This window comes from Bradyrhizobium guangzhouense (assembly GCF_004114955.1).
In the GTDB taxonomy this organism is placed as follows: domain Bacteria; phylum Pseudomonadota; class Alphaproteobacteria; order Rhizobiales; family Xanthobacteraceae; genus Bradyrhizobium; species Bradyrhizobium guangzhouense.
The window spans coordinates 1725338-1744015 of the sequence record NZ_CP030053.1 but is presented as its reverse complement, the minus strand read 5'-3'; the positions used below and the strand labels follow the sequence as shown (position 1 = coordinate 1744015).

General features: G+C 63.4%; 16 protein-coding genes. 11 read left to right on the top strand and 5 right to left on the bottom strand.

From position 1 onward, the window contains the following. Positions 1-107 precede the first annotated feature (107 nt). The 3 genes from XH91_RS08390 to XH91_RS08380 all read left to right on the top strand — a co-directional run bounded on the left by XH91_RS08390 (position 108) and on the right by XH91_RS08380 (position 4946). A complete protein-coding gene (locus XH91_RS08390) occupies positions 108-1907 on the top strand; it encodes an FAD-dependent oxidoreductase (protein WP_128950149.1) in 1800 nt (599 codons plus the stop codon). Then, positions 1877-3724 (top strand): 2-oxoacid:acceptor oxidoreductase subunit alpha, encoded by a 1848-nt coding sequence (locus XH91_RS08385; RefSeq protein ID WP_164934131.1) that lies wholly within the window; start codon positions 1877-1879, stop codon positions 3722-3724. The genes XH91_RS08390 and XH91_RS08385 overlap by 31 nt, the downstream gene beginning before the upstream one ends. Before the next feature lie 166 nt (positions 3725-3890). After that, positions 3891-4946, top strand: a complete 1056-nt coding sequence (locus XH91_RS08380) for a 2-oxoacid:ferredoxin oxidoreductase subunit beta (protein ID WP_128950147.1) — start codon at positions 3891-3893, stop codon at positions 4944-4946. A 99-nt stretch (positions 4947-5045) separates the two neighbouring features. Here the strand turns inward: XH91_RS08380 and XH91_RS08375 are convergent, their stop codons facing one another. Further along, positions 5046-5573 (bottom strand): STM3941 family protein, encoded by a 528-nt coding sequence (locus XH91_RS08375; protein ID WP_245477289.1) that lies wholly within the window; start codon positions 5571-5573, stop codon positions 5046-5048. Between the two features lie 241 nt (positions 5574-5814). On the opposite strand from XH91_RS08375, the gene XH91_RS08370 reads away from it, so the two are divergent. The 6 genes from XH91_RS08370 (at position 5815) to XH91_RS08345 (ending at position 8544) form a co-directional block, all read left to right on the top strand. Next, a complete protein-coding gene (locus XH91_RS08370) occupies positions 5815-6435 on the top strand; it encodes a hypothetical protein (RefSeq protein WP_128950145.1) in 621 nt (206 codons plus the stop codon). Positions 6436-6464: 29 nt separating this feature from the next. Continuing rightward, entirely contained in the window at positions 6465-6929 is a 465-nt protein-coding gene (locus tag XH91_RS08365; RefSeq protein ID WP_164934130.1) for a DsrE family protein, read from the top strand. A gap of 176 nt (positions 6930-7105) precedes the next feature. After that, positions 7106-7429 carry an ArsR/SmtB family transcription factor gene (locus XH91_RS08360; RefSeq protein WP_128950143.1) on the top strand — a complete coding sequence of 108 codons (324 nt, stop codon included), beginning with the start codon at positions 7106-7108 and terminating at the stop codon, positions 7427-7429. Continuing rightward, positions 7426-7857, top strand: coding sequence for an SRPBCC family protein (locus XH91_RS08355; RefSeq protein ID WP_128950142.1), 432 nt, complete (start codon positions 7426-7428; stop codon positions 7855-7857). The genes XH91_RS08360 and XH91_RS08355 overlap by 4 nt, the downstream gene beginning before the upstream one ends. 43 nt (positions 7858-7900) lie before the next feature. Continuing rightward, positions 7901-8113, top strand: coding sequence for a hypothetical protein (locus tag XH91_RS08350; protein WP_164934129.1), 213 nt, complete (start codon positions 7901-7903; stop codon positions 8111-8113). Then, entirely contained in the window at positions 8110-8544 is a 435-nt protein-coding gene (locus XH91_RS08345) for a DUF1801 domain-containing protein (protein ID WP_128950141.1), read from the top strand. The genes XH91_RS08350 and XH91_RS08345 overlap by 4 nt, the downstream gene beginning before the upstream one ends. Before the next feature lie 220 nt (positions 8545-8764). Here the strand turns inward: XH91_RS08345 and XH91_RS08340 are convergent, their stop codons facing one another. From XH91_RS08340 to XH91_RS08325, 4 genes are all read right to left on the bottom strand, one after another. Further along, complete coding sequence (locus XH91_RS08340; protein WP_128950140.1) at positions 8765-10303, bottom strand: SpoVR family protein; 1539 nt, start codon at positions 10301-10303, stop codon at positions 8765-8767. Next, positions 10300-11577, bottom strand: coding sequence for a YeaH/YhbH family protein (locus XH91_RS08335; RefSeq protein WP_206733102.1), 1278 nt, complete (start codon positions 11575-11577; stop codon positions 10300-10302). Before XH91_RS08335 ends, XH91_RS08340 begins: the two co-directional genes overlap by 4 nt. A 19-nt stretch (positions 11578-11596) precedes the next feature. Then, positions 11597-13540 (bottom strand): PrkA family serine protein kinase, encoded by a 1944-nt coding sequence (locus tag XH91_RS08330; RefSeq protein WP_128950138.1) that lies wholly within the window; start codon positions 13538-13540, stop codon positions 11597-11599. A 298-nt stretch (positions 13541-13838) separates the two neighbouring features. Next, positions 13839-14501: an STM3941 family protein gene (locus XH91_RS08325; protein WP_128950137.1), complete on the bottom strand. Its 663-nt coding sequence runs from the start codon at positions 14499-14501 to the stop codon at positions 13839-13841. A gap of 291 nt (positions 14502-14792) precedes the next feature. On the opposite strand from XH91_RS08325, the gene XH91_RS08320 reads away from it, so the two are divergent. Then, positions 14793-17642 carry a bifunctional transaldolase/phosoglucose isomerase gene (locus XH91_RS08320; RefSeq protein WP_128950136.1) on the top strand — a complete coding sequence of 950 codons (2850 nt, stop codon included), beginning with the start codon at positions 14793-14795 and terminating at the stop codon, positions 17640-17642. A 12-nt stretch (positions 17643-17654) separates the two neighbouring features. Then, positions 17655-18653, top strand: coding sequence for a phosphogluconate dehydrogenase (NAD(+)-dependent, decarboxylating) (gnd, locus tag XH91_RS08315; RefSeq protein ID WP_128950135.1), 999 nt, complete (start codon positions 17655-17657; stop codon positions 18651-18653). Positions 18654-18678: the final 25 nt, after the last annotated feature.

Here is an 18678-nt window from a genome sequence, read left to right as displayed (position 1 = left end):
AGCTAACCCAATGACGTCATTCAGAAACCAGATCGCCGCGCGTTAAGCGTCGACAAGCTCAAAGAAAAGGCCGCCGGGTCTTTGAGCCTGCGCGGACGAGGGTAGGAATGAAACCGACCGATATTGCGGCCCCCGACTACTTTCACAAAGTGGTCGATTGTCAGTGGGCTTGTCCTGCGCACACCCCGGTTCCCGAATACATCCGATTGATCGCGCAAGGCCGCTATAGCGACGCCTACATGATCAATTGGAAATCCAACGTGTTTCCCGGCATTCTGGGACGCACCTGCGATCGTCCATGCGAGCCGGCGTGTCGCCGCGGGCGCGTCGAGGAAACGCCTGTCGCGATCTGCCGCCTCAAGCGCGTCGCGGCCGACTTCAAGGACGACATCAAGCAGCGCCTGCCGCATCCCGGTGCGAAGAACGGCAAGCGCGTCGCGTTCGTCGGCGGCGGTCCGGCTTCGCTGACCGTGGCGCGCGATCTCGCGCCGCTCGGCTATCACTGCACCGTGTTCGACGGCGATCCCGAAGCCGGCGGCATGATGCGCACGCAGATCCCGAAATTCCGCCTGCCCAATTCCGTCATCGACGAGGAGACCGGCTACATCCTCAATCTCGGCGTGGAGTTCAAGGGCGGCCATCGCATCGAGAGCATGAAGGCGTTGCTTTCGGAGAAATACGACGCGATCTTCGTCGGCTCCGGCGCGCCGCGCGGCCGCGAGCTCGATATTCCGGGCCGAAAGGAAGCGGCGGCCAACATCCATATCGGCATCGACTGGCTCTCGTCGGTGTCGTTCGGCCACACCGACAAGATCGGCAAGCGCGTCATCGTGCTCGGCGGCGGCAACACCGCGATGGATTGCTGCCGCACCGCGCGCCGGCTCGGCGGCGAGAAGGTCACCGTGGTCGTGCGTTCCGGCTTCGAGGAGATGAAGGCATCGCCCTGGGAGAAGGAAGACGCGATCCACGAGGACATCCCGATCCTCAACTACATGGTGCCGGTGGAATTCAAGCATGTCGCCGGCAAGCTGATCGGCGTCACCTTCCAGCACGTCAAGGCCGAATACGACGCAAAGGGTCGCCGCAACCTGGTGCCTTCGGGCGATCCCGATCAGACCATTCCTTGCGACGACGTGCTGGTCGCGGTCGGCCAGGAGAACGCCTTCCCCTGGATCGAGCAGGATTGCGGCATCGAGTTCGACAAATGGCACATGCCGAAGGTCGATCCCAAGACCTTCGTCTCGACCAACCCCAAGGTGTTCTTCGGCGGCGACGCTGCGTTCGGTCCGAAGAACATCATCTGGGCGGTGGCGCAGGGGCACGACGCAGCGCTCTCGATCCACAAGATGCTGTCGGGCGAGGACATCACCGAGCGGCCGCTGCCGGAGGTGGACGTCTCTTCGCAGAAGATGGGCATCCACGAATGGAGCTATGACAACGACATCTCCATCGACAAGCGTTTCAAGGTGCCGCATCGCGACAAGGTGGTCGCGCTGAAGGACATCAAGACCGAGGTCGAGCTTGGCTACGACGTCAAGCTCGCGCTCGGCGAGGCACATCGCTGTCTGAACTGCGACGTGCAGACGGTGTTCTCGACCTCGCTCTGCATCGAGTGCGACGCCTGCGCCGACATCTGCCCGATGGATTGCATCACCTTCACCGACAATGGCGAGGAAAGCGACCTGCGCACGCGCCTGAGGGCCCCCTCGCCGCATCCGGAGCAGGATCTTTACGTGTCCTCCGATCTCAAGACCGGGCGGGTGATGGTCAAAGACGAGGACGTCTGCCTGCATTGCGGGCTGTGCGCCGAACGCTGTCCCACCGGTGCCTGGGACATGCAGAAATATTTCATCGAGATGACTCACGCAGGTTCGACATGTCCGACAAAAAGCCGATCAGCAGCGTAAACGACTTCGTCGTCCGCTTCGCCAACGTCAACGGCTCGGGCTCGGCCAGCGCCAACGAGATGTTCGCGCGCGCGATCCTGCGCCATGGCGTGCCGGTGAGCCCACGCAACATCTTCCCCTCCAACATCCAGGGCCTGCCGACCTGGTACGAGGTGCGCGTCACCGAAGCCGGCCATCTCGGCGCCCGTGGCGGCGTCGACATGATGGTGGCGATGAACCCGCAGACCTGGGACAAGGACGTCGCCGGTATCGAGCCGGGCGGCTATTTATTCTACGATTCCACCAAGCCGATGCCGTCGACGAAGTTTCGCGACGACATCACCGTGATCGGCGTGCCGCTGACCGCGATCACCAACTCGACCTATACCGATCCGCGCCAGCGCCAGCTGTTCAAGAACATCATCTATCTGGGTGCGCTCTCTGCGCTGCTCGAGATGGATCCGAGGCTGATCGAGCAGCTGATCGGCGAGCAGTACAAGGGCAAGGAGAAGCTGCTCTCCTCCAACGTCCACGCGCTGCATCTGGGGCGCGATTGGGCGCTGCAGAATCTGAAATGCCCGATCGGCCTCAGAGTGAAGAAATCCGACAAGGTCGGCGATCGCATCTTCATCGAGGGCAACAGCGCTGCCGCGCTTGGCGCCGTCTATGGTGGCGCCACGGTATGCGCCTGGTATCCGATCACGCCGTCATCGTCGGTCGCGGAAGCCTTCACGGCCCATTGCAAGAAGTACCGGCACGATCCGGAGACCGGCAAGGCCAAGTACGCGATCGTGCAGGGCGAGGACGAGCTGGCCTCGATCGGGATCGTGATCGGCGCCTCCTGGAACGGCGCCCGCGCCTTCACCGCGACGTCAGGCCCCGGCATCTCGCTGATGACCGAGTTCATCGGCCTCTCCTATTTTGCCGAGATTCCGGCCGTGATCATGAACATCCAGCGCGCCGGCCCCTCCACGGGCATGCCGACCCGCACCCAGCAATGCGACATCATCGCCTGCGCCTATGCCTCGCATGGCGACACCAAGCATGTGCTGCTGTTCCCGGAAGACCCGGCCGAAGCGTTCGAATTCGCAGCCGCCGCGTTCGATCTCGCCGAACGGCTGCAGACCACGATTTTCCTGATGCTCGACCTCGACATCGGCATGAACCACCGGCTTTGCCGCCCGCTGAAGTGGGACGATGCCAAGCAGTATGACCGCGGCAAGGTGATGACCGCGGAGATGCTGGAGGAAGGCCGCGACTTCGGCCGCTATCTCGACGTCGATGGCGACGGCATCCCCTACCGCACCTATCCCGGCACGCATCCGACCAAGGGCTCCTACTTCACCCGAGGCACCTCGCGTGACCGCTATGCGCGCTATTCCGAGGAAGGCTCCGTCTACGCCGACAACATGCAGCGGCTCGTGCGCAAGTTCGAGACCGCGCAGGACCTGGTGCCGCGGCCGCTGCAGGCCAATGCGGAACGGCCGACCAAATATGGCGTGATCTATTTCGGCTCGACCTCGCCGGCAATGGACGAGGCAATTGGCCTCCTGGAAGAGCGCGGGCATCAGCTCGATCGCCTGCGCATCCGTGCCTTCCCGTTCCACTCCAGCGTCGCGAGTTTCCTCGCCGAGCACGATTTCGTCTACGTGGTCGAGCAGAACCGCGACAGCCAGCTCCGCCAGCTCATCGTCAACGAGAACGGCATCGATCCCGTCCGCCTCGTGCCGATCGTGCATTATGACGGCACCCCGATCACCGCCCGCTACATCGCAAAAGCCATTGGCGACCACCAGGATCACCTCAAGGTGACCCCGCTCCGCAAGGCCGTGTCATGATGGCAAGCTGCATCCACATCGTCATTGCGAGCGTAGCGAAGCAATCCAGATTGCCTCCGTGGAAAGACCCTGGATTGCTTCGCTGCGCTCGCAATGACGGAGTGCGGCTGCGACGGCCCGGCCAAAGAGACGTCGGATTGCGGAGAGGGAGCAGAGAAAGACGGTCATGACCTACATCGCAAAACCGAAATTCCATCATCCGGGCCTGAAGAAGAACGAGCTCGGCTACACGCATCGCGACTACGAGGGCAAGATCTCGACGCTGTGCGCCGGCTGCGGTCATGACTCGATCACGGCCTCGATCATCGAGGCCTGCTACGAGCTCTCGATCGAGCCGCATCGGGTGGCGAAGATCTCCGGCATCGGCTGCTCGTCGAAGACGCCGGATTATTTCCTCGGCAACTCGCACGGCTTCAACTCCGTGCACGGCCGCATGCCATCCGTGCTGACAGGCGCCAACCTCGCCAATCGCGACCTGATCTATCTAGGCGTCTCCGGCGACGGCGACAGCGCCTCGATCGGCTTCGGCCAGTTCGCGCATTCGATCCGGCGCGGCGTCAACATGACCTATATCGTCGAGAACAACGGCGTCTACGGCCTCACCAAGGGCCAGTTCTCGGCCACCGCCGACCGCGGCTCGAAGAGCAAGAAGGGCGTCACCAACACCGACAACGCCATCGACCTCGTCGCGATCGCGCTGCAGCTGGGCGCCACCTTCGTGGCGCGGTCGTTCTCCGGCGACAAGAGCCAGCTGGTGCCGCTGATCGCGGCTGCGATCGGCCACAAGGGCGCGTCCTTCATCGACGTCATCAGCCCCTGCATCGCCTTCAACAACCACGCCGGCTCGACCAAGAGCTTCGACTATGTCCGCGAGCACAATGACGCCGTGAACCGGCTCGACGTGCTGGTCGGTCGCGATCCCATTGCAGTGGACTATGCGCCTGGTACCGTGCAGGTGGTCGAGCAGCATGACGGCAGCAAGATCGCGCTGCGCAAGATCGACGCCGACTACGATCCGCATGACCGGCTGGGCGCCCAGACCTTCCTTGCCAAGCACGCCGCCAAGGGCCAGATCGTCACCGGGCTCCTGTACGTCGATCCCGATGCGGACGATCTGCACGCCCATCTCAACACGGTCGAGACACCGCTCAACACGCTGGAAGCGGATACGCTGTGCCCGGGCTCGGCGGTGCTGGACAAGATCAACGCCAGCCTGCGCTGATGCATTGGAAGGGGTGGGCAAAGCGGGTGCCCACCACCTTAACGATTGAGAGCGATGATGTACGGCGCGCTGCGCCTTCGCCCGCCCTACGGCACTGCTTTAGTGGACAGCCTCGGGCTCCGCCGCCGGCTGGGCCGTATAAGCCAGGCGGCCGGCCTTCCAATATTGCTGGCATGTTTCCAGCAGCGTTTCGCCGTCCATGGTGAGGCCTCCAGGATTGACGAGCATCCCCTCCGCGCCGACCGCCTTGTTCATCATCGACACGATGCGCTTCAGCAGGCCGACGTCGAAACGGTCGGCGACGAGCGGGTCGAGCTTGAGCACCACAATCATATGCCTGCGATAGTGCCAGGCCGAGATGTCCCGGACCGATCTCCAGGAAATGGTATCGTCCGCGATGCGGGTGTCGCGAATACCGACGCGAGTGATGAAGAGGACCGGCTGCCTGGTCGAGACCAGCCGCCAAAGCGTCCTGCAGGTCACGAACCCGAACACAACGACACCAAGGAAGCTGCCAGCGATCTGGAATTCGGAGAGGGTCTTGACGTGCAACCAATTGAAGGCGATCGCGGCGCACACAAGCGTCACCAGCAGGCCGACGGCCAGCATCTTCAGCAGCCGCAACACGGAATAGCCGATCGCAAGGTTGGGGAAGTTCTGACTTACGGACATTTCAACCGCCACCAGTCATCTGCAACACCCGGGGGCTTACCGCCCCTCATCTTTCCAGACTGTTAAGCCTGGAACCTTGCGCGAGGCTGCCGGCCGGGCGTGCAGTTGAACGGGCGGCGTGCGGCTTGCGACTAAAAGCTGGTTGGCCCCTCGCCGTCCCGATGCGGACCAAATCGCAGACACGCCCGGTGTGATCATGAAGCTTGCCCTCATCCTTCCGCTTGCCCTCGTGGCCTTCATCGGCGTCGCCCGGGCCGAGGAGGCCGACGACTTTCGCGAGGCGAACAAGACCGAAGCCGAGACCTTCAACGCACGGATGTATGCGGGCACGCCGGGCAAGACGGCCTATGCCTGCTTCGTCCGGCGCTACGATGCCGAGCATCTGGCGCGGCATCCGAAGCAGAAGGTGGCCTCCATGAAGCTGCTGGTCTCCGCGGAGAGCGACAGCGAGGACAAGCAGCTGCACAACTCGTTCCGGATCGGCTTCCGCTATCGCCACCGCAGCGGCGATTTCGACTCCAGCGGCTCCTGTCACCACACGGTGCTCACCAAGAAAGCCGATGAGATCAGGCTCGGCTGCGGCGTCGATTGCGAGGGCGGCGGCATCGGTATCGCGCTGTCGAAGGACGACAAATCAGCCATCGTGCGGCTGGAGAGCGTCAGGATCTGGCTGCACAACCAGCCGACTGAAGATGAAGACCGAACGCTGGTCGCGGGTAGCGACGATGGCATCTTCCGCCTCGACCGGACCGACACCAGCGAGTGCGCGGCGCTCGCGACCGATCGCAAGGAACTCGCCGCGCTCCGCCACAAGTGATATGTCTCCGGCAAAATCGGGAGATGATCATGAACCGCCGGAACATCTTGTGGAGCACCGTCTCGGCGCTGGGCGCGGCCCTTGCCGCCTCGCGCGCCAAGGCTGGAACTGAAAAGGCCGCGACTGAAGCTGCAAAGTCGGACAAGCTGAAGGTGGTCTATCACCTGGCCGACGCCGACAAGGTCAATTTCGTGCTCGGCAACATCCAGAACCACATCGACGGCGTCGGCGGCCCCGACCATGTCACCCTCGCGCTCGTGATCCACGGGCCGGCGCTGAAGGCGTTCCATCAGGCGCAGGCCAACCCTGACGTCAGCGGGCGGATCAGCAATTTCGCAAAGGACGGCGTCGAGCTCGCTGCCTGCGGCAACACCATGAAGGCGCAGAACATCACGCTGGCGGATCTGCTGCCGGGATTCGTGAGTGCGGAGAAAGGCGGCGTGGTGCGTTTGGCCGAGCTGCAGTCGCAGGGGTATCTGTATTTGCGGCCGTGAGGCCCCGCTGTCTATTCCGTCATTGCGAGGAGCTCTTGCGACGAAGCAATCCAGGTTGCCCGTGCAGGGATCCTGGATTGCTTCGCTACGCTCGCAATGACGGCGGAGAGGTACTTGACTTACCCATAACCCTACGGTTATGAGTTAATCCATAACTTCACGGTTATGGATTTCCTATGTCTGCCACCCCCGACCTTCTGTTCCGGACGTTGGCCGACCCGACCCGGCGGGCGATTTTCGAGCGGCTGTGCCGCGAGGGGGAGCAGACGGTCGGGGCACTGACGGTGCTGGCGGGCGTTTCCCAGCCGGCGGTCTCGAAGCATCTCGGCGCCCTGAAGCAGGCGGGCCTGGTGCGCGACCGCCACGAGGGGCGCCAGACCCATTACAGCGCGCGGCCGGGCGCGCTCAATCCGCTGATCGACTGGACCAGCCAGATGGCCGGCTTCTGGCAAAACCGGCTCGATGCGCTCGACGATCTCCTGAAGAGGATGGACCAATGACTGAGGCCGCGACCGAAACACGTTCCATGATCATCGAGCGCGAGTTCGCCTATCCGCCTGAGCGGCTGTGGCGCGCGCTGACGCAGCCGCATCTGATCGAGGAATGGCTGATGAAGAACGACTTCAAGCCCGAAGTCGGCCACCGTTTCAACCTGCGCGGCGAATGGGGCGGTGTGCTGGACTGCGAGGTGCTCGCCATCGAGCCGCAGCGCTCGCTCGCCTACACCTGGAATTTCACCCATGAGGACGCGGCCTACGACCTCCGAAGCGTGGTGACGTTCACGCTCACGGCGCAAGGATCAGGCACGCATCTGCGCGTCGAGCAGGCGGGCTTCCGCCCCAGCCAGAAGCAGGCCTATGGCGGCGCGCATGCCGGCTGGAAGCAGTTCTTCACCAAGCTGGACGAGCTGCTGGCCCGGGCCGAATAGCCCGGCCACGCGTCCATTCCCAATAGTCCCACAGGAGATTGAAATGAACTCGAACATGTGGATCAGGCAGATCCATCGCTGGCTGTCACTTGCCTTCACGCTTGCCGTGGTCGCCAACATCGTTGCACTGATCATGCAGATTCAGGCGACGTGGATCGGCCTGATGGCGTTCGTGCCCTTGATCCCGCTGCTCGCGACCGGGCTCTATCTGTTCGCACGGCCCTATCTCGGCGGCCGCAGCGAGGCGCGCTCATGAAGAAGGCCGTGACCGCAAAGAAGAGCAGCGCGAAGGACGCGGGAGAGCCGTCGCCGTCAAAGCTGATCGACGGCCGGATCAAGGAGCTTGGCGACTGGCGCGGCGAGATGCTGAAGCGGATCCGCGCGTTGATCAAGGAGGCCGATCCTGACGTGGTCGAGGAATGGAAATGGCGCGGCGTTCCCGTGTGGGAGCACGACGGCATCATCTGCACGGGCGAGACCTACAAGGCGATCGTGAAGCTGACCTTTGCCAGGGGTGCGGCACTGGACGACCCGGCCGGCCTGTTCAATTCCAGCCTCGACGGCAATGTGCGTCGCGCAATCGATATTGGCGAGGGCGCGAAGCTCAACGAGAAGGCGTTGAAGGCGCTGATCCGCGCGGCCGTGGAGCTGAACGCGGCGAAGGCGAAGAAGCCCGCCAAGAAGTGATCGACTTAGATCACCATAGCTTACGTTGAGCACATTGGCCGCCGCGGGCTCTGAAACCTCTCCCGCTTGCGGGAGAGGTCGGCGCGTAGCGCCGGGTGAGGGTTCTCACCTCTGGGGGAGTCTCACCGTGGAGAAACCCTCTCCCCAACCCTCCCCCGCAGGCGCGGGAGGGAGCGCACCGCCTCCGGTGCGCAAGTCTCATATCACAGTGAAAGACGCCTCAGGCCACCGCCGCCGCGATCGGACGCGGGCTGACGACATATTCGCGCAGCACCTTGTCGTTGGCATCGACCTCGATCAGCGCGACGCCGTAGGTCCAGAGATCGGCGAGGTGCTGCAGCACGCGCTTGGCGTCGGTCTCGTTGAGCTGCGAGCCCTTGATGACGCGGTGATGCAGGATCAGCCGGCGGTCGCCGGACAGATCGACATCGACCACCTCGATATTGGCATCGATGAAGCCGACATCGTGCTGGCGCGCCAGCTCGCGGCGAACGCGGCGGAAACCGCGTTCGTCGTGGATGGCGTCGACCCGGATGCCGGCGCGCTCCTCGGGATCGTCGTGCAGATGGAACATGCGGAAGTGCCGCATCAGCTTCGGGCTCAAGAACTGGCCGATGAAGCTTTCGTCGCGGTAATTGGCCCAGACGTCGCGCAGCACGCCCATGACGTCGCCCTTGCCGGCGATGTCGGGGAACCACTCGCGGTCTTCGTCTTCCGGATTGGTGACGATGCGCTCGATATCCTGCATCACGGCGAAGCCGAGCGCGTAAGGATTGAAGCCCGAGTAGCGCGGATCGTCGAATTCGGGCTGGAACACCACATTGGTGTGCGAACCCAGGAATTCGAGGAAGTTGCCGTCGGAGATACGGCCCTGCTGATGCAGCTTGGTCATGATGCGATAGTGGACGTAGGTCGCCGTCCCCTCGTTCATCACCTTGGTCTGGCTCTGCGGATAGAAATATTGCGCGATGTGGCGGACGATGCGCAACAGCTCGCGCTGCCACGGCGCCAGCCGCGGCGCGCTCTTCTCCAGGAAATAGAGCAGGTTCTCCTGCGGCAGGCCGAGCAGCTTGCGGCGCCGTTCGAGCGAGATCGCGGTCCGGGCCTTCGAAGCGCCCTTGGGCACGGTGCGCCAGAGGTCGTTGAAGACTTCCTCCTCGTGCTGGCGACGGCGCCCTGCCCGCTTCTCTTCCTCGCGCAGATCGAGCTGCTTCTTGCCGGGATAGCGGTCGATGCCGTGCGACATCAGCGCATGCGCCGCGTCCAGCGTGCGCTCGACCTCGATGCGGCCGTAGCGCTCCTCGCACTGCATGACGTAGTTCTTGGCGAAATCCAGATAGTCGAGAATCCCTTCCGCATCGGTCCACTGCTTGAACAGGTAATTGTTCTTGAAGAAGTGGTTGTGGCCGAAGGCGGCGTGCGCGATCACCAGCGTCTGCATCGTCGCCGTGTTCTCCTCCATCAGGTAGGAGATGCAGGGCGAGGAATTGATCACGATCTCATAGGCAAGGCCCATCAGGCCCTTGCGGTACGACGCCTCGTGATAGGCGAAGTGCTTGCCGAACGACCAGTGCTTGTAGAACAGCGGCATGCCGACCGACGAATAGGCGTCCAGCATCTGCTCGGCGGTGATGACCTCGATCTGGTTCGGATAGACGTCGAGCCCGAGATCCTTCAGCGCCACCTCCTCGCAGGCATCGGTGATGCGCTGCAAGGTGTGGAAATCCCAATCGGCGCCTTCGAACAAGCGTTCCGTCATGGAGCGGCTTTCTCCTGGGCAGTTTCGCGGCGCTGGAACAGATCGTGGAACACCGGGAAGATCTCGCTGCGCTCGGAAACCTTGCGCATCGAGAGCGGTGCGCCAGAGTTGCGCAGGCGCTCATAGAGGGTCCAGAGCGAGGAATCGGAGAGATCGAAGGCGCTGCCGCCGGATTCCCCGACCTCGAGATAGGCAAAGAACTGGCAGACCGGCAGGATCTTCTCGGTCAGCAGCAGGCCGGTGAGTTCACCGTCGGAATAGGAGTTGTCGCCGTCGGAGGCTTGCGCGGCATAGATGTTCCAGTCCGCCGGGCTGAAGCGCTCGCGTACGATCTCGTGCATCGCCTGCAGCGCGCTGGAGACCAGCGTGCCGCCGGAGGCCGGGCCATAGAAGAAGGTCTGCTCGTCGACCTCCTCGGCGCGATCGGTGTGGCGGATGAAGACGATCTCGACGTGCTTGTAGCGGCGCTTCAGGAACACGTAGAGCAGCATGTAGAAGCGCTTTGCCAGATCCTTCATGTGCTCGGACATCGAGCCCGAGACGTCCATCAGGCAGAACATCACGGCTTGCGCGACCGGCCGCGGCACCTTCTCGTAGCGGCGGTAGCGGATGTCGAGCGGATCGATGAAGGGAATGCGCTTGGTCTTCGCCTTCAGCTTTTCCAGCCGGGCGACGAGCTCGGCGCGCTCGTCCTCGTCGGTGCAGGCCTCGATCGCGGCTTCCAGCTCCTCGACCTCGTCCTTGCGCGGGCGCTTGAGCGCGATGCGGCGGGCGAGCGCCAGCTTCACGGTGCGGCTGACCGAGATGTTGGCGGGCGAGCCCGAGGTGGTGTAGCCGGCGCGTTGGATGCCTTCGCTCTCGGTTTGCGCGATCTTGCGCTTGGCGAGGTCAGGCAGCTCGAGATCGTCGAGAAACAGATCGACGAACTCGTCGCGGCTGAGCACGAAGCGGAAGGCGTCTTCGCTATCGCCTTCACCGGGACCGGAATCCTTGGCGCTGCCCTGGCCCTGGCGCTGCAGATAGTCGCCCTCGATGAACTTCTTGTTGCCCGGCAGCACCATGTCGCGCGTCCCGCCTTCACGGCGGAAACGCGGCTCGTGCATGCCATCGAGCGGGATTGTGACCTCTCCACCCTCCAGGACGTCCTTGATGTCGCGTTCCTGCGAGGTCTTCTTGACGGCGCCCTGCACCAGGGATTTGGCCCGACGCAAGAACCGCTGGCGGTTCTCAAGACTCTTGCCGCCTGGATTCAGGCGCCTGTCAATAATGTGAATGGCCACTTTCTCATCCGCCTCAACCGGCTTGCTTCACGCGCATGTACCATTCGACCAGTCGGCGAACCTGACGCTCGGTGTAGCCGCGCTCCACCATGCGTGCCACGAACTCGCCGTGCTTCTTCTCCGTCTCGCCATCCTTCTTCGAACCGAACGAGATGACCGGAAGCAGGTCCTCGACCTGAGAGAATATCCGCTTTTCGATCACATCGCGAATCTTCTCATAGGAGGTCCAGGTCGGATTCTTGCCGCCGTTCTGGGCCCGGGAGCGTAACGAGAATTTGACGACCTCGTTCCGGAAGTCCTTGGGGTTGGCAATGCCCGCCGGCTTCTCGATTTTCGTCAATTCCTGGTTCAAAAGCTCGCGATCAAGCAGCTGGCCGGTGTCGGGGTCCTTGAAGTCCTGATCTTCGATCCAGGCATCGGCGTAATCGACGTAGCGGTCGAACAGGTTCTGGCCGTAATCCGAGTACGATTCCAGATAGGCCTTCTGGATTTCGTTGCCGATGAACTCGGCGTAGCGCGGCGCGAGGTCGGCCTTGATGAACTCGAGATAGCGCTTCTCGACTTCCTCGGGCAGCTGCTCGCGGCGGATCGACTGCTCCAGCGCGTACATCAGGTGCACGGCATCGGCGGCGACCTCCTGCGGATCGTGGTTGAAGGTCGCGGCCAGGATCTTGAAGGCGAAACGGGTGGAGACGCCGTCCATGCCTTCGTCGACGCCGGCAGCGTCGCGATATTCCTGGACGCTGCGCGCCTTCGGATCGGATTCCTTCAGGCTCTCACCGTCATAGACCCGCATCTTGCCGAACAGCGTCGAGTTCTCGTGCTTGCGCAGGCGCGACATCACCGAGAACCGCGCCAGCGTCTCCAGGGTCGACGGTGCGCAGGGTGCGGCCGCGAGCTCGGAGCCCTGGATCAGCTTCTCGTAGATCTTCTGCTCCTCGGTGACCCGCAGGCAATAGGGCACCTTGATGACGCAGATGCGGTCGATGAAGGCTTCGTTGTTCTTGTTCGACTTGAAGCTCGCCCACTCCGCCTCGTTGGAGTGCGCGAGGATGACGCCGGTGAACGGGATCGCGCCGATGTTCTCGGTGCCGATGTAATTGCCTTCCTGCGTTGCGGTCAGCAACGGATGCAGCATCTTGATCGGCGCCTTGAACATTTCGACGAATTCGAGCACGCCCTGGTTGGCGCGGTTGAGGCCGCCGGAATAGCTGTAGGCGTCGGGATCGTTCTGCGCGTAGGTCTCGAGCTTGCGGATATCGACCTTGCCGACCAGCGAGGAGATGTCCTGGTTGTTCTCGTCACCGGGCTCGGTCTTGGCGATCGCGATCTGGCGCAGCCGCGACGGCTGGATTTTCGCGACCCTGAACTGGGAAATGTCGCCGCCGAAGGCCTCGAGGCGCTTGTAGCACCATGGGCTCATCAGACCGGTGAGACGCCGGCGCGGAATGCCGTATTTCTCTTCCAGCATCGGCCCGAGCTGATCGGGATCGAACAGGCTGAGCGGGCTCTCGAACACGGGTGAAAGCTCATCACCGGCCTTGAGGACGTAGATCGGATGCACTTCCATCAGCGACTTCAGCCGCTCGGCAAGCGAGGATTTGCCGCCGCCGACCGGACCGAGCAGGTAGAGGATCTGCTTACGCTCTTCGAGACCTTGCGCCGCGTGCCGGAAGAAGCCGACGATGCGCTCGATGGTTTCTTCCATGCCATAGAAGCCGGCGAAGGCCGGATAGGTTCGGATCGTGCGGTTCAAAAAAATACGGCCAAGGCGTGGGTCCTTGGCCGTGTCAATCGTCTGGGGTTCACCGATCGCTGCAAGTAGTCGTTCGGCCGCGTTCGCGTATTTCATGGGATCGCTTCGACACGATTCCAGATATTCCGCCATCGACATGTCGTGCTGGCTTCTCGCCTCGAACGACCGAGCGAAAGCGTTGAATAGAGAATCGTTGTACATGATCCCTCTCCGCGTGAGTTCCGCTACAAGCTGAAACGAAAGCAGTTACTAGACCGTTCCTCAGGCCGCTTCTCGAATCAGCGTGAGCACATGACGATCATTGGACACCCGGGTGCCGACACGACGCAACGCACAAGGTAGGCACTCGCTGAATTACGAACAGGCACTTGCCTGTAATTTGTGCGAATCTCTATCCATCTTGGCGTATTTCCAGAAATTGTCACTGGCTCGCCACATCCGGGCGATACCGGGGCGCGCCCCTCCGGCACTGCAACATGACGATTTGCGAGCGGCAAACTTATGACGCTTGCAGGGCGATCCCGTGGGTGCCGTGTTCATCTTCCTGCTGCAATGCGGTGGCCTGGTTGCTGGCGGCGGCCGGGTTGGCTGCAGCATGACAATCCCTGCAAGCGCGCAGCAATGTGTCAAAATCGGTCGCCAACCCCTCCGGGCGGATGACGATCCGTTCATTCTGCGCGCTGCGCGTGGCAGCACGGATGCAGGAGAGCTGTTGCTGCAAGGCCGGCGTCGGCGTCAGCACGATCACCTTGCGCCCGCGGATTTGTTCAGCCGAAACGTCCGCAATGGACTCCCAGAGCAGAAATTCGTTGCCGATCCGCAAGTCGCGGATGCCGAACAGGGTGACGATCACGACAGGGCCGCGCTCGGTCGGCAGCATCCAGATCAGCCAGGCGGTGACCGGACCGAACAGCGCGACGCCGAGATAGCCTATCGTCGTGTCATAGGGAGCGATCTCACCCCACCAGTCGAAGGCAAGGCTTGCACTGAACAACGTCACCGCGAACCCCGCCGCGACCAGCAGCCGCAGGCGCGTGACGCATGGGCCGATTTCAAGATCGTGAAAGGCATCGATGCACGCCGCCGGCGTCACGGATGGCCTGTTATCGGCGACGGCAATACCATCAGGACGAGTATGCATGCTTTCCCCCAGCATGGCCATTCGCGACCGAGCCCCATGTCGATCAGGCGGACCATTCCTCCTGGCAACACTTCGCGACGCGAATGATCGACCTCAACAAAAAACCTCGGCCGACCCATGCCGGCCAAATTATTTATTACGCAAAACCACGATAACCGCCTGGATCGTCATGACCGCGACGGAGTTAGCCTATGAATATGACGCCCATTCCCTTGATTGGTTCCCTCCCGGGAGCATGTTAGCTAGAGGATAGCGCGTCACGACCGGCGCGGATACCCCCTCCGCCCGTAGGCTTGGAGATAAATAAGCACCATGAATCCCGTCAAAGAACTGGAAAAGCACGGACAAGCCGTCTGGCTGGACTTCCTGGCCCGCGGCTTCATCGCCAAGGGCGACCTGAAGCGGCTGATCGACACCGACGGCGTCAAGGGCGTCACCTCCAATCCCTCGATTTTCGAGAAGGCGATCGGCAGCTCGGACGAATACGACGCCCCGATCGGCAAGGCGCTGAAGCGCGGCGACCGGACCGTGGCCGACCTGTTCGAGGCCGTCGCGGTCGAAGACATCCAGAACGCCGCCGACGTGCTGCGCCCGGTCTATGACCGCCTCAAGGGCGGCGACGGCTATGTCAGCCTCGAGGTCTCGCCCTATCTCGCGATGGACACGTCAGGCACGGTCGCCGAGGCTAGGCGGCTCTGGAAGGACGTCAATCGCAAGAACCTGATGGTGAAGGTGCCGGCGACGGCGGAGGGCCTGCCGGCAATTCGAACGCTGATCGGCGACGGCATCAGCATCAACATCACGCTGCTGTTCTCCAAGGCCGTCTATCTCCAGGTCGCCGAGGCCTATCTTGCCGGTCTCGAAAAATACGTCGCCGGCGGCGGCGATCCCTCCCATGTCGCGAGCGTGGCCAGCTTCTTCGTCAGCCGCATCGACAGCGTGGTCGACAAGCAGCTCGACGAGAAGATCGCCCGGGCCAACGACCCCTCCGAGAAGGAGCGCCTCGCCGCGCTGAAGGGCAAGGTCGCGATCGCCAATGCCAAGGTCGCCTATCAGGACTACAAGCGCCTGTTCGCAGGCGCGCGCTGGGAGAAGCTTGCCGCCAAGGGCGCCAAGCCGCAGCGCATGCTGTGGGCCTCCACCGGCACCAAGAACAAGGATTACAGCGACGTGCTCTATGCCGAGGAGCTGATCGGCCCCGACACCATCAACACCGTGCCGCCGGCAACGCTCGATGCGTTCCGCGACCATGGCAAGCCGCGCGACAGCCTGGAGGAGAATGTCGAGGACGCCTATCGCGTGCTGGACGAGCTGGAGCGCTCCGGCGTCTCGCTCGACGCCATCACCGAGGAACTGGTCAAGGACGGCGTCAAGCAATTTGCCGACGCCGCCGACAAGCTCTACGGCGCGGTCGCCCAAAAGCGCGCGACCGTGCTCGGGCCGGCGCTTGACCGCCAGCTCCTCTCGCTCGGCGACGGCCTTGGCAAGGCCGTGGCCAAGAGCACCGAGGAATGGCGCGCATCGGCCAAAATCCGCAGGCTGTGGCAGCGCGACAAGTCGGTCTGGACCGGGACGGACGAGGACAAATGGCTCGGCTGGCTCGACAGCGCGGCCAAGGCCGACGTCGCCGATTATGAGGACTATGCGAGCCGCGTGAAGGGCCAGAAATTCTCCGACGCCGTCGTGCTCGGCATGGGCGGATCGAGCCTGGGCCCGGAGGTGCTGGCCGAGACCTTTGCGCGGAAGGCGGGCTTTCCGAAGCTCCATGTGCTCGACTCCACCGATCCGGCCGAGGTGCGGGCGATGGAGGCCAAGATCGACATCGCCAACACGGTGTTCATCGTGTCGAGCAAGTCAGGCGGCACCACCGAGCCGAACGCGATGAAGGATTATTTCCACGAGCGCGTCGCACAGGCACTCGGCCCGAAGGCCAAGACCGGCTTCCGCTTCATCGCAGTGACCGACCCCGGCTCCTCGCTGGAGAAGGCGGCCAAGAAGCTGAACTACGCCCGCATTTTCCATGGCGAGCCGTCGATCGGCGGCCGCTATTCGGTGCTGTCGCCGTTCGGCCTGGTGCCGGCGGCCACGGCCGGCATCGACGTCAGGACCTTCCTCAAGCATGCGCTGGCGATGGCCCGCTCCTGCGGACCGGACGTGCCGCCAGCCGAGAACCCGGGCGTGCAGCTCGGTCTCGCCATGGGCCTTGCCGGCCTCGAAGGCCGCGACAAGGTGACGATCCTGGCGTCGAAGAAAATCGCCGATTTCGGCGCCTGGGCCGAGCAGTTGATCGCGGAATCGACCGGCAAGGAAGGCAAGGGCCTGATCCCGATCGCCGGCGAGCCGCTGAGCCCGTCCGCGGCATACGGCAACGACCGCTTCTTCATCGACATCCGCACCGAGGGCGAAACGGATGCCGCCCACGACTCCGCGCTCGCCGGGATCGAAGCCGCCGGCCATCCCGTCGCGCGCATCGTCATGAAGTCGATCGACCATCTCGGCCAGGAGTTCTTCCGCTTCGAGATGGCAACGGCGGTGGCGGGCGCGATCCTCGGCATCAATCCATTCGACCAGCCGGACGTGGAAGCGGCCAAGATCAAGACCCGCGAGCTGACATCGGCGTTCGAGAAGACCGGCGCGCTGCCGGCCGAACAGCCGGTCGTGAGCACCAAGGAGTTCGATCTCTACACCGACGACCACAACGCCGCCGCGCTGCGCACGATGGGCGCCAACGGCGACCTCACCTCCTGGCTCAGGGCTCATATCACCCGCTCGCGGCGCGGCGACTACTTTGCCCTGCTCGGCTATATCGCGCGCGACAAGGCCAACATCGAGGCGCTGCAGGAGATGCGGACCGCCGTGCTCGAGAAGCGGCATCTGGCGACCGCCGCCGAGTTCGGCCCGCGCTTCCTGCACTCCACAGGACAGGCCTACAAGGGTGGACCGGACAGCGGCGTGTTCCTGCAGATCACCGCCGACGACGCCAAGGATCTTCCGGTGCCGGGCCAGAAGGCCAGCTTCGGCGTGATCAAGGCGGCGCAAGCGCGTGGCGATTTCGACGTGCTCACCGAGCGCGGCCGGCGCGCGCTCCGGGTGCACCTGAAGGGGCCGCTCAAGAAAGGTCTTGCGGCGCTCAACGCTGCGCTCAACGACGCGCTGAACTAAGGAAATATCTCGATGCAACTCGGCATGATCGGCCTCGGCCGGATGGGCGGCAACATCGTTCGCCGCCTGATGCGCCACGGACATTCGACCGTGGTCTATGACAAGGACGCCAAGGCCGTCGCCGGCCTTGCCGCAGACGGCGCGGTGGGTTCGGCGACGCTGGAAGCATTCATCGCGAAGCTGGAGCGGCCGCGCACGGCCTGGGTGATGCTGCCGGCCGGCCGCATCACGGAAGCGACCATCGAGACGATCGCGGGCGTGATGCAGGAAGGCGACGTCGTCATCGACGGCGGCAACACCTTCTGGCAGGACGACGTTCGCCGTGGCAAGGCGCTGAAGGCGCGCGGCATCCACTATGTCGACGTCGGCACCTCGGGCGGCGTCTGGGGCCTCGACCGCGGCTATTGCATGATGATCGGCGGCGAGAAGGAGGTCGTCGAGCGGCTCGATCCGATCTTCGCAGCGCTCGCGCCCGGCGCCGGTGACATCCCGCGCACCGAGGGACGCGAGGGCCGAGACCCCCGCATCGAGCAGGGCTACATCCATGCGGGCCCCGTCGGCGCCGGCCATTTCGTCAAGATGATCCACAACGGCATCGAATATGGCCTGATGCAGGCCTATGCCGAAGGATTCGACATCCTCAAGAACGCCAACATCGACGCGCTGCCGGCCGATCATCGCTACGATTTCGACCTCGCCGACATCGCCGAGGTCTGGCGCCGCGGCAGCGTGATTCCGTCCTGGCTGCTCGACCTCACCTCGACGGCGCTCGCCGACAGCCCGCAACTGGCCGAATATTCCGGCTTCGTGGAGGATTCCGGCGAGGGACGCTGGACCGTGAATGCGGCGATCGACGAGGCCGTGCCGGCCGAAGTCCTGACCGCGGCCCTCTACACACGTTTCCGTTCCCGACGGGAACACACCTTCGCCGAAAAAATTCTCTCCGCGATGCGTGCGGGATTCGGCGGCCACAAGGAGCCGAAGCAGCCGGCCGCTTCGAAGCCGAAATAAGAAACTCCATCAAGCGAAGGCCCCA

Excerpts from the sequence above, each read along its gene's own strand:
- gnd (WP_128950135.1), top strand. The coding sequence starts at position 17,655 with ATGCAACTCGGCATGATCGGCCTCGGCCGGATGGGCGGCAACATCGTT.
- XH91_RS08380 (WP_128950147.1), top strand. The coding sequence starts at position 3,891 with ATGACCTACATCGCAAAACCGAAATTCCATCATCCGGGCCTGAAGAAG.
- XH91_RS08360 (WP_128950143.1), top strand. The coding sequence starts at position 7,106 with ATGTCTGCCACCCCCGACCTTCTGTTCCGGACGTTGGCCGACCCGACC.
- XH91_RS08345 (WP_128950141.1), top strand. The coding sequence starts at position 8,110 with ATGAAGAAGGCCGTGACCGCAAAGAAGAGCAGCGCGAAGGACGCGGGA.
- XH91_RS08365 (WP_164934130.1), top strand. The coding sequence starts at position 6,465 with ATGAACCGCCGGAACATCTTGTGGAGCACCGTCTCGGCGCTGGGCGCG.
- XH91_RS08325 (WP_128950137.1), bottom strand. The coding sequence starts at position 14,501 with ATGGCCATGCTGGGGGAAAGCATGCATACTCGTCCTGATGGTATTGCC.
- XH91_RS08340 (WP_128950140.1), bottom strand. The coding sequence starts at position 10,303 with ATGACGGAACGCTTGTTCGAAGGCGCCGATTGGGATTTCCACACCTTG.
- XH91_RS08370 (WP_128950145.1), top strand. The coding sequence starts at position 5,815 with ATGAAGCTTGCCCTCATCCTTCCGCTTGCCCTCGTGGCCTTCATCGGC.
- XH91_RS08385 (WP_164934131.1), top strand. The coding sequence starts at position 1,877 with ATGTCCGACAAAAAGCCGATCAGCAGCGTAAACGACTTCGTCGTCCGC.
- XH91_RS08390 (WP_128950149.1), top strand. The coding sequence starts at position 108 with ATGAAACCGACCGATATTGCGGCCCCCGACTACTTTCACAAAGTGGTC.
- XH91_RS08350 (WP_164934129.1), top strand. The coding sequence starts at position 7,901 with ATGAACTCGAACATGTGGATCAGGCAGATCCATCGCTGGCTGTCACTT.
- XH91_RS08320 (WP_128950136.1), top strand. The coding sequence starts at position 14,793 with ATGAATCCCGTCAAAGAACTGGAAAAGCACGGACAAGCCGTCTGGCTG.
- XH91_RS08330 (WP_128950138.1), bottom strand. The coding sequence starts at position 13,540 with ATGTACAACGATTCTCTATTCAACGCTTTCGCTCGGTCGTTCGAGGCG.
- XH91_RS08355 (WP_128950142.1), top strand. The coding sequence starts at position 7,426 with ATGACTGAGGCCGCGACCGAAACACGTTCCATGATCATCGAGCGCGAG.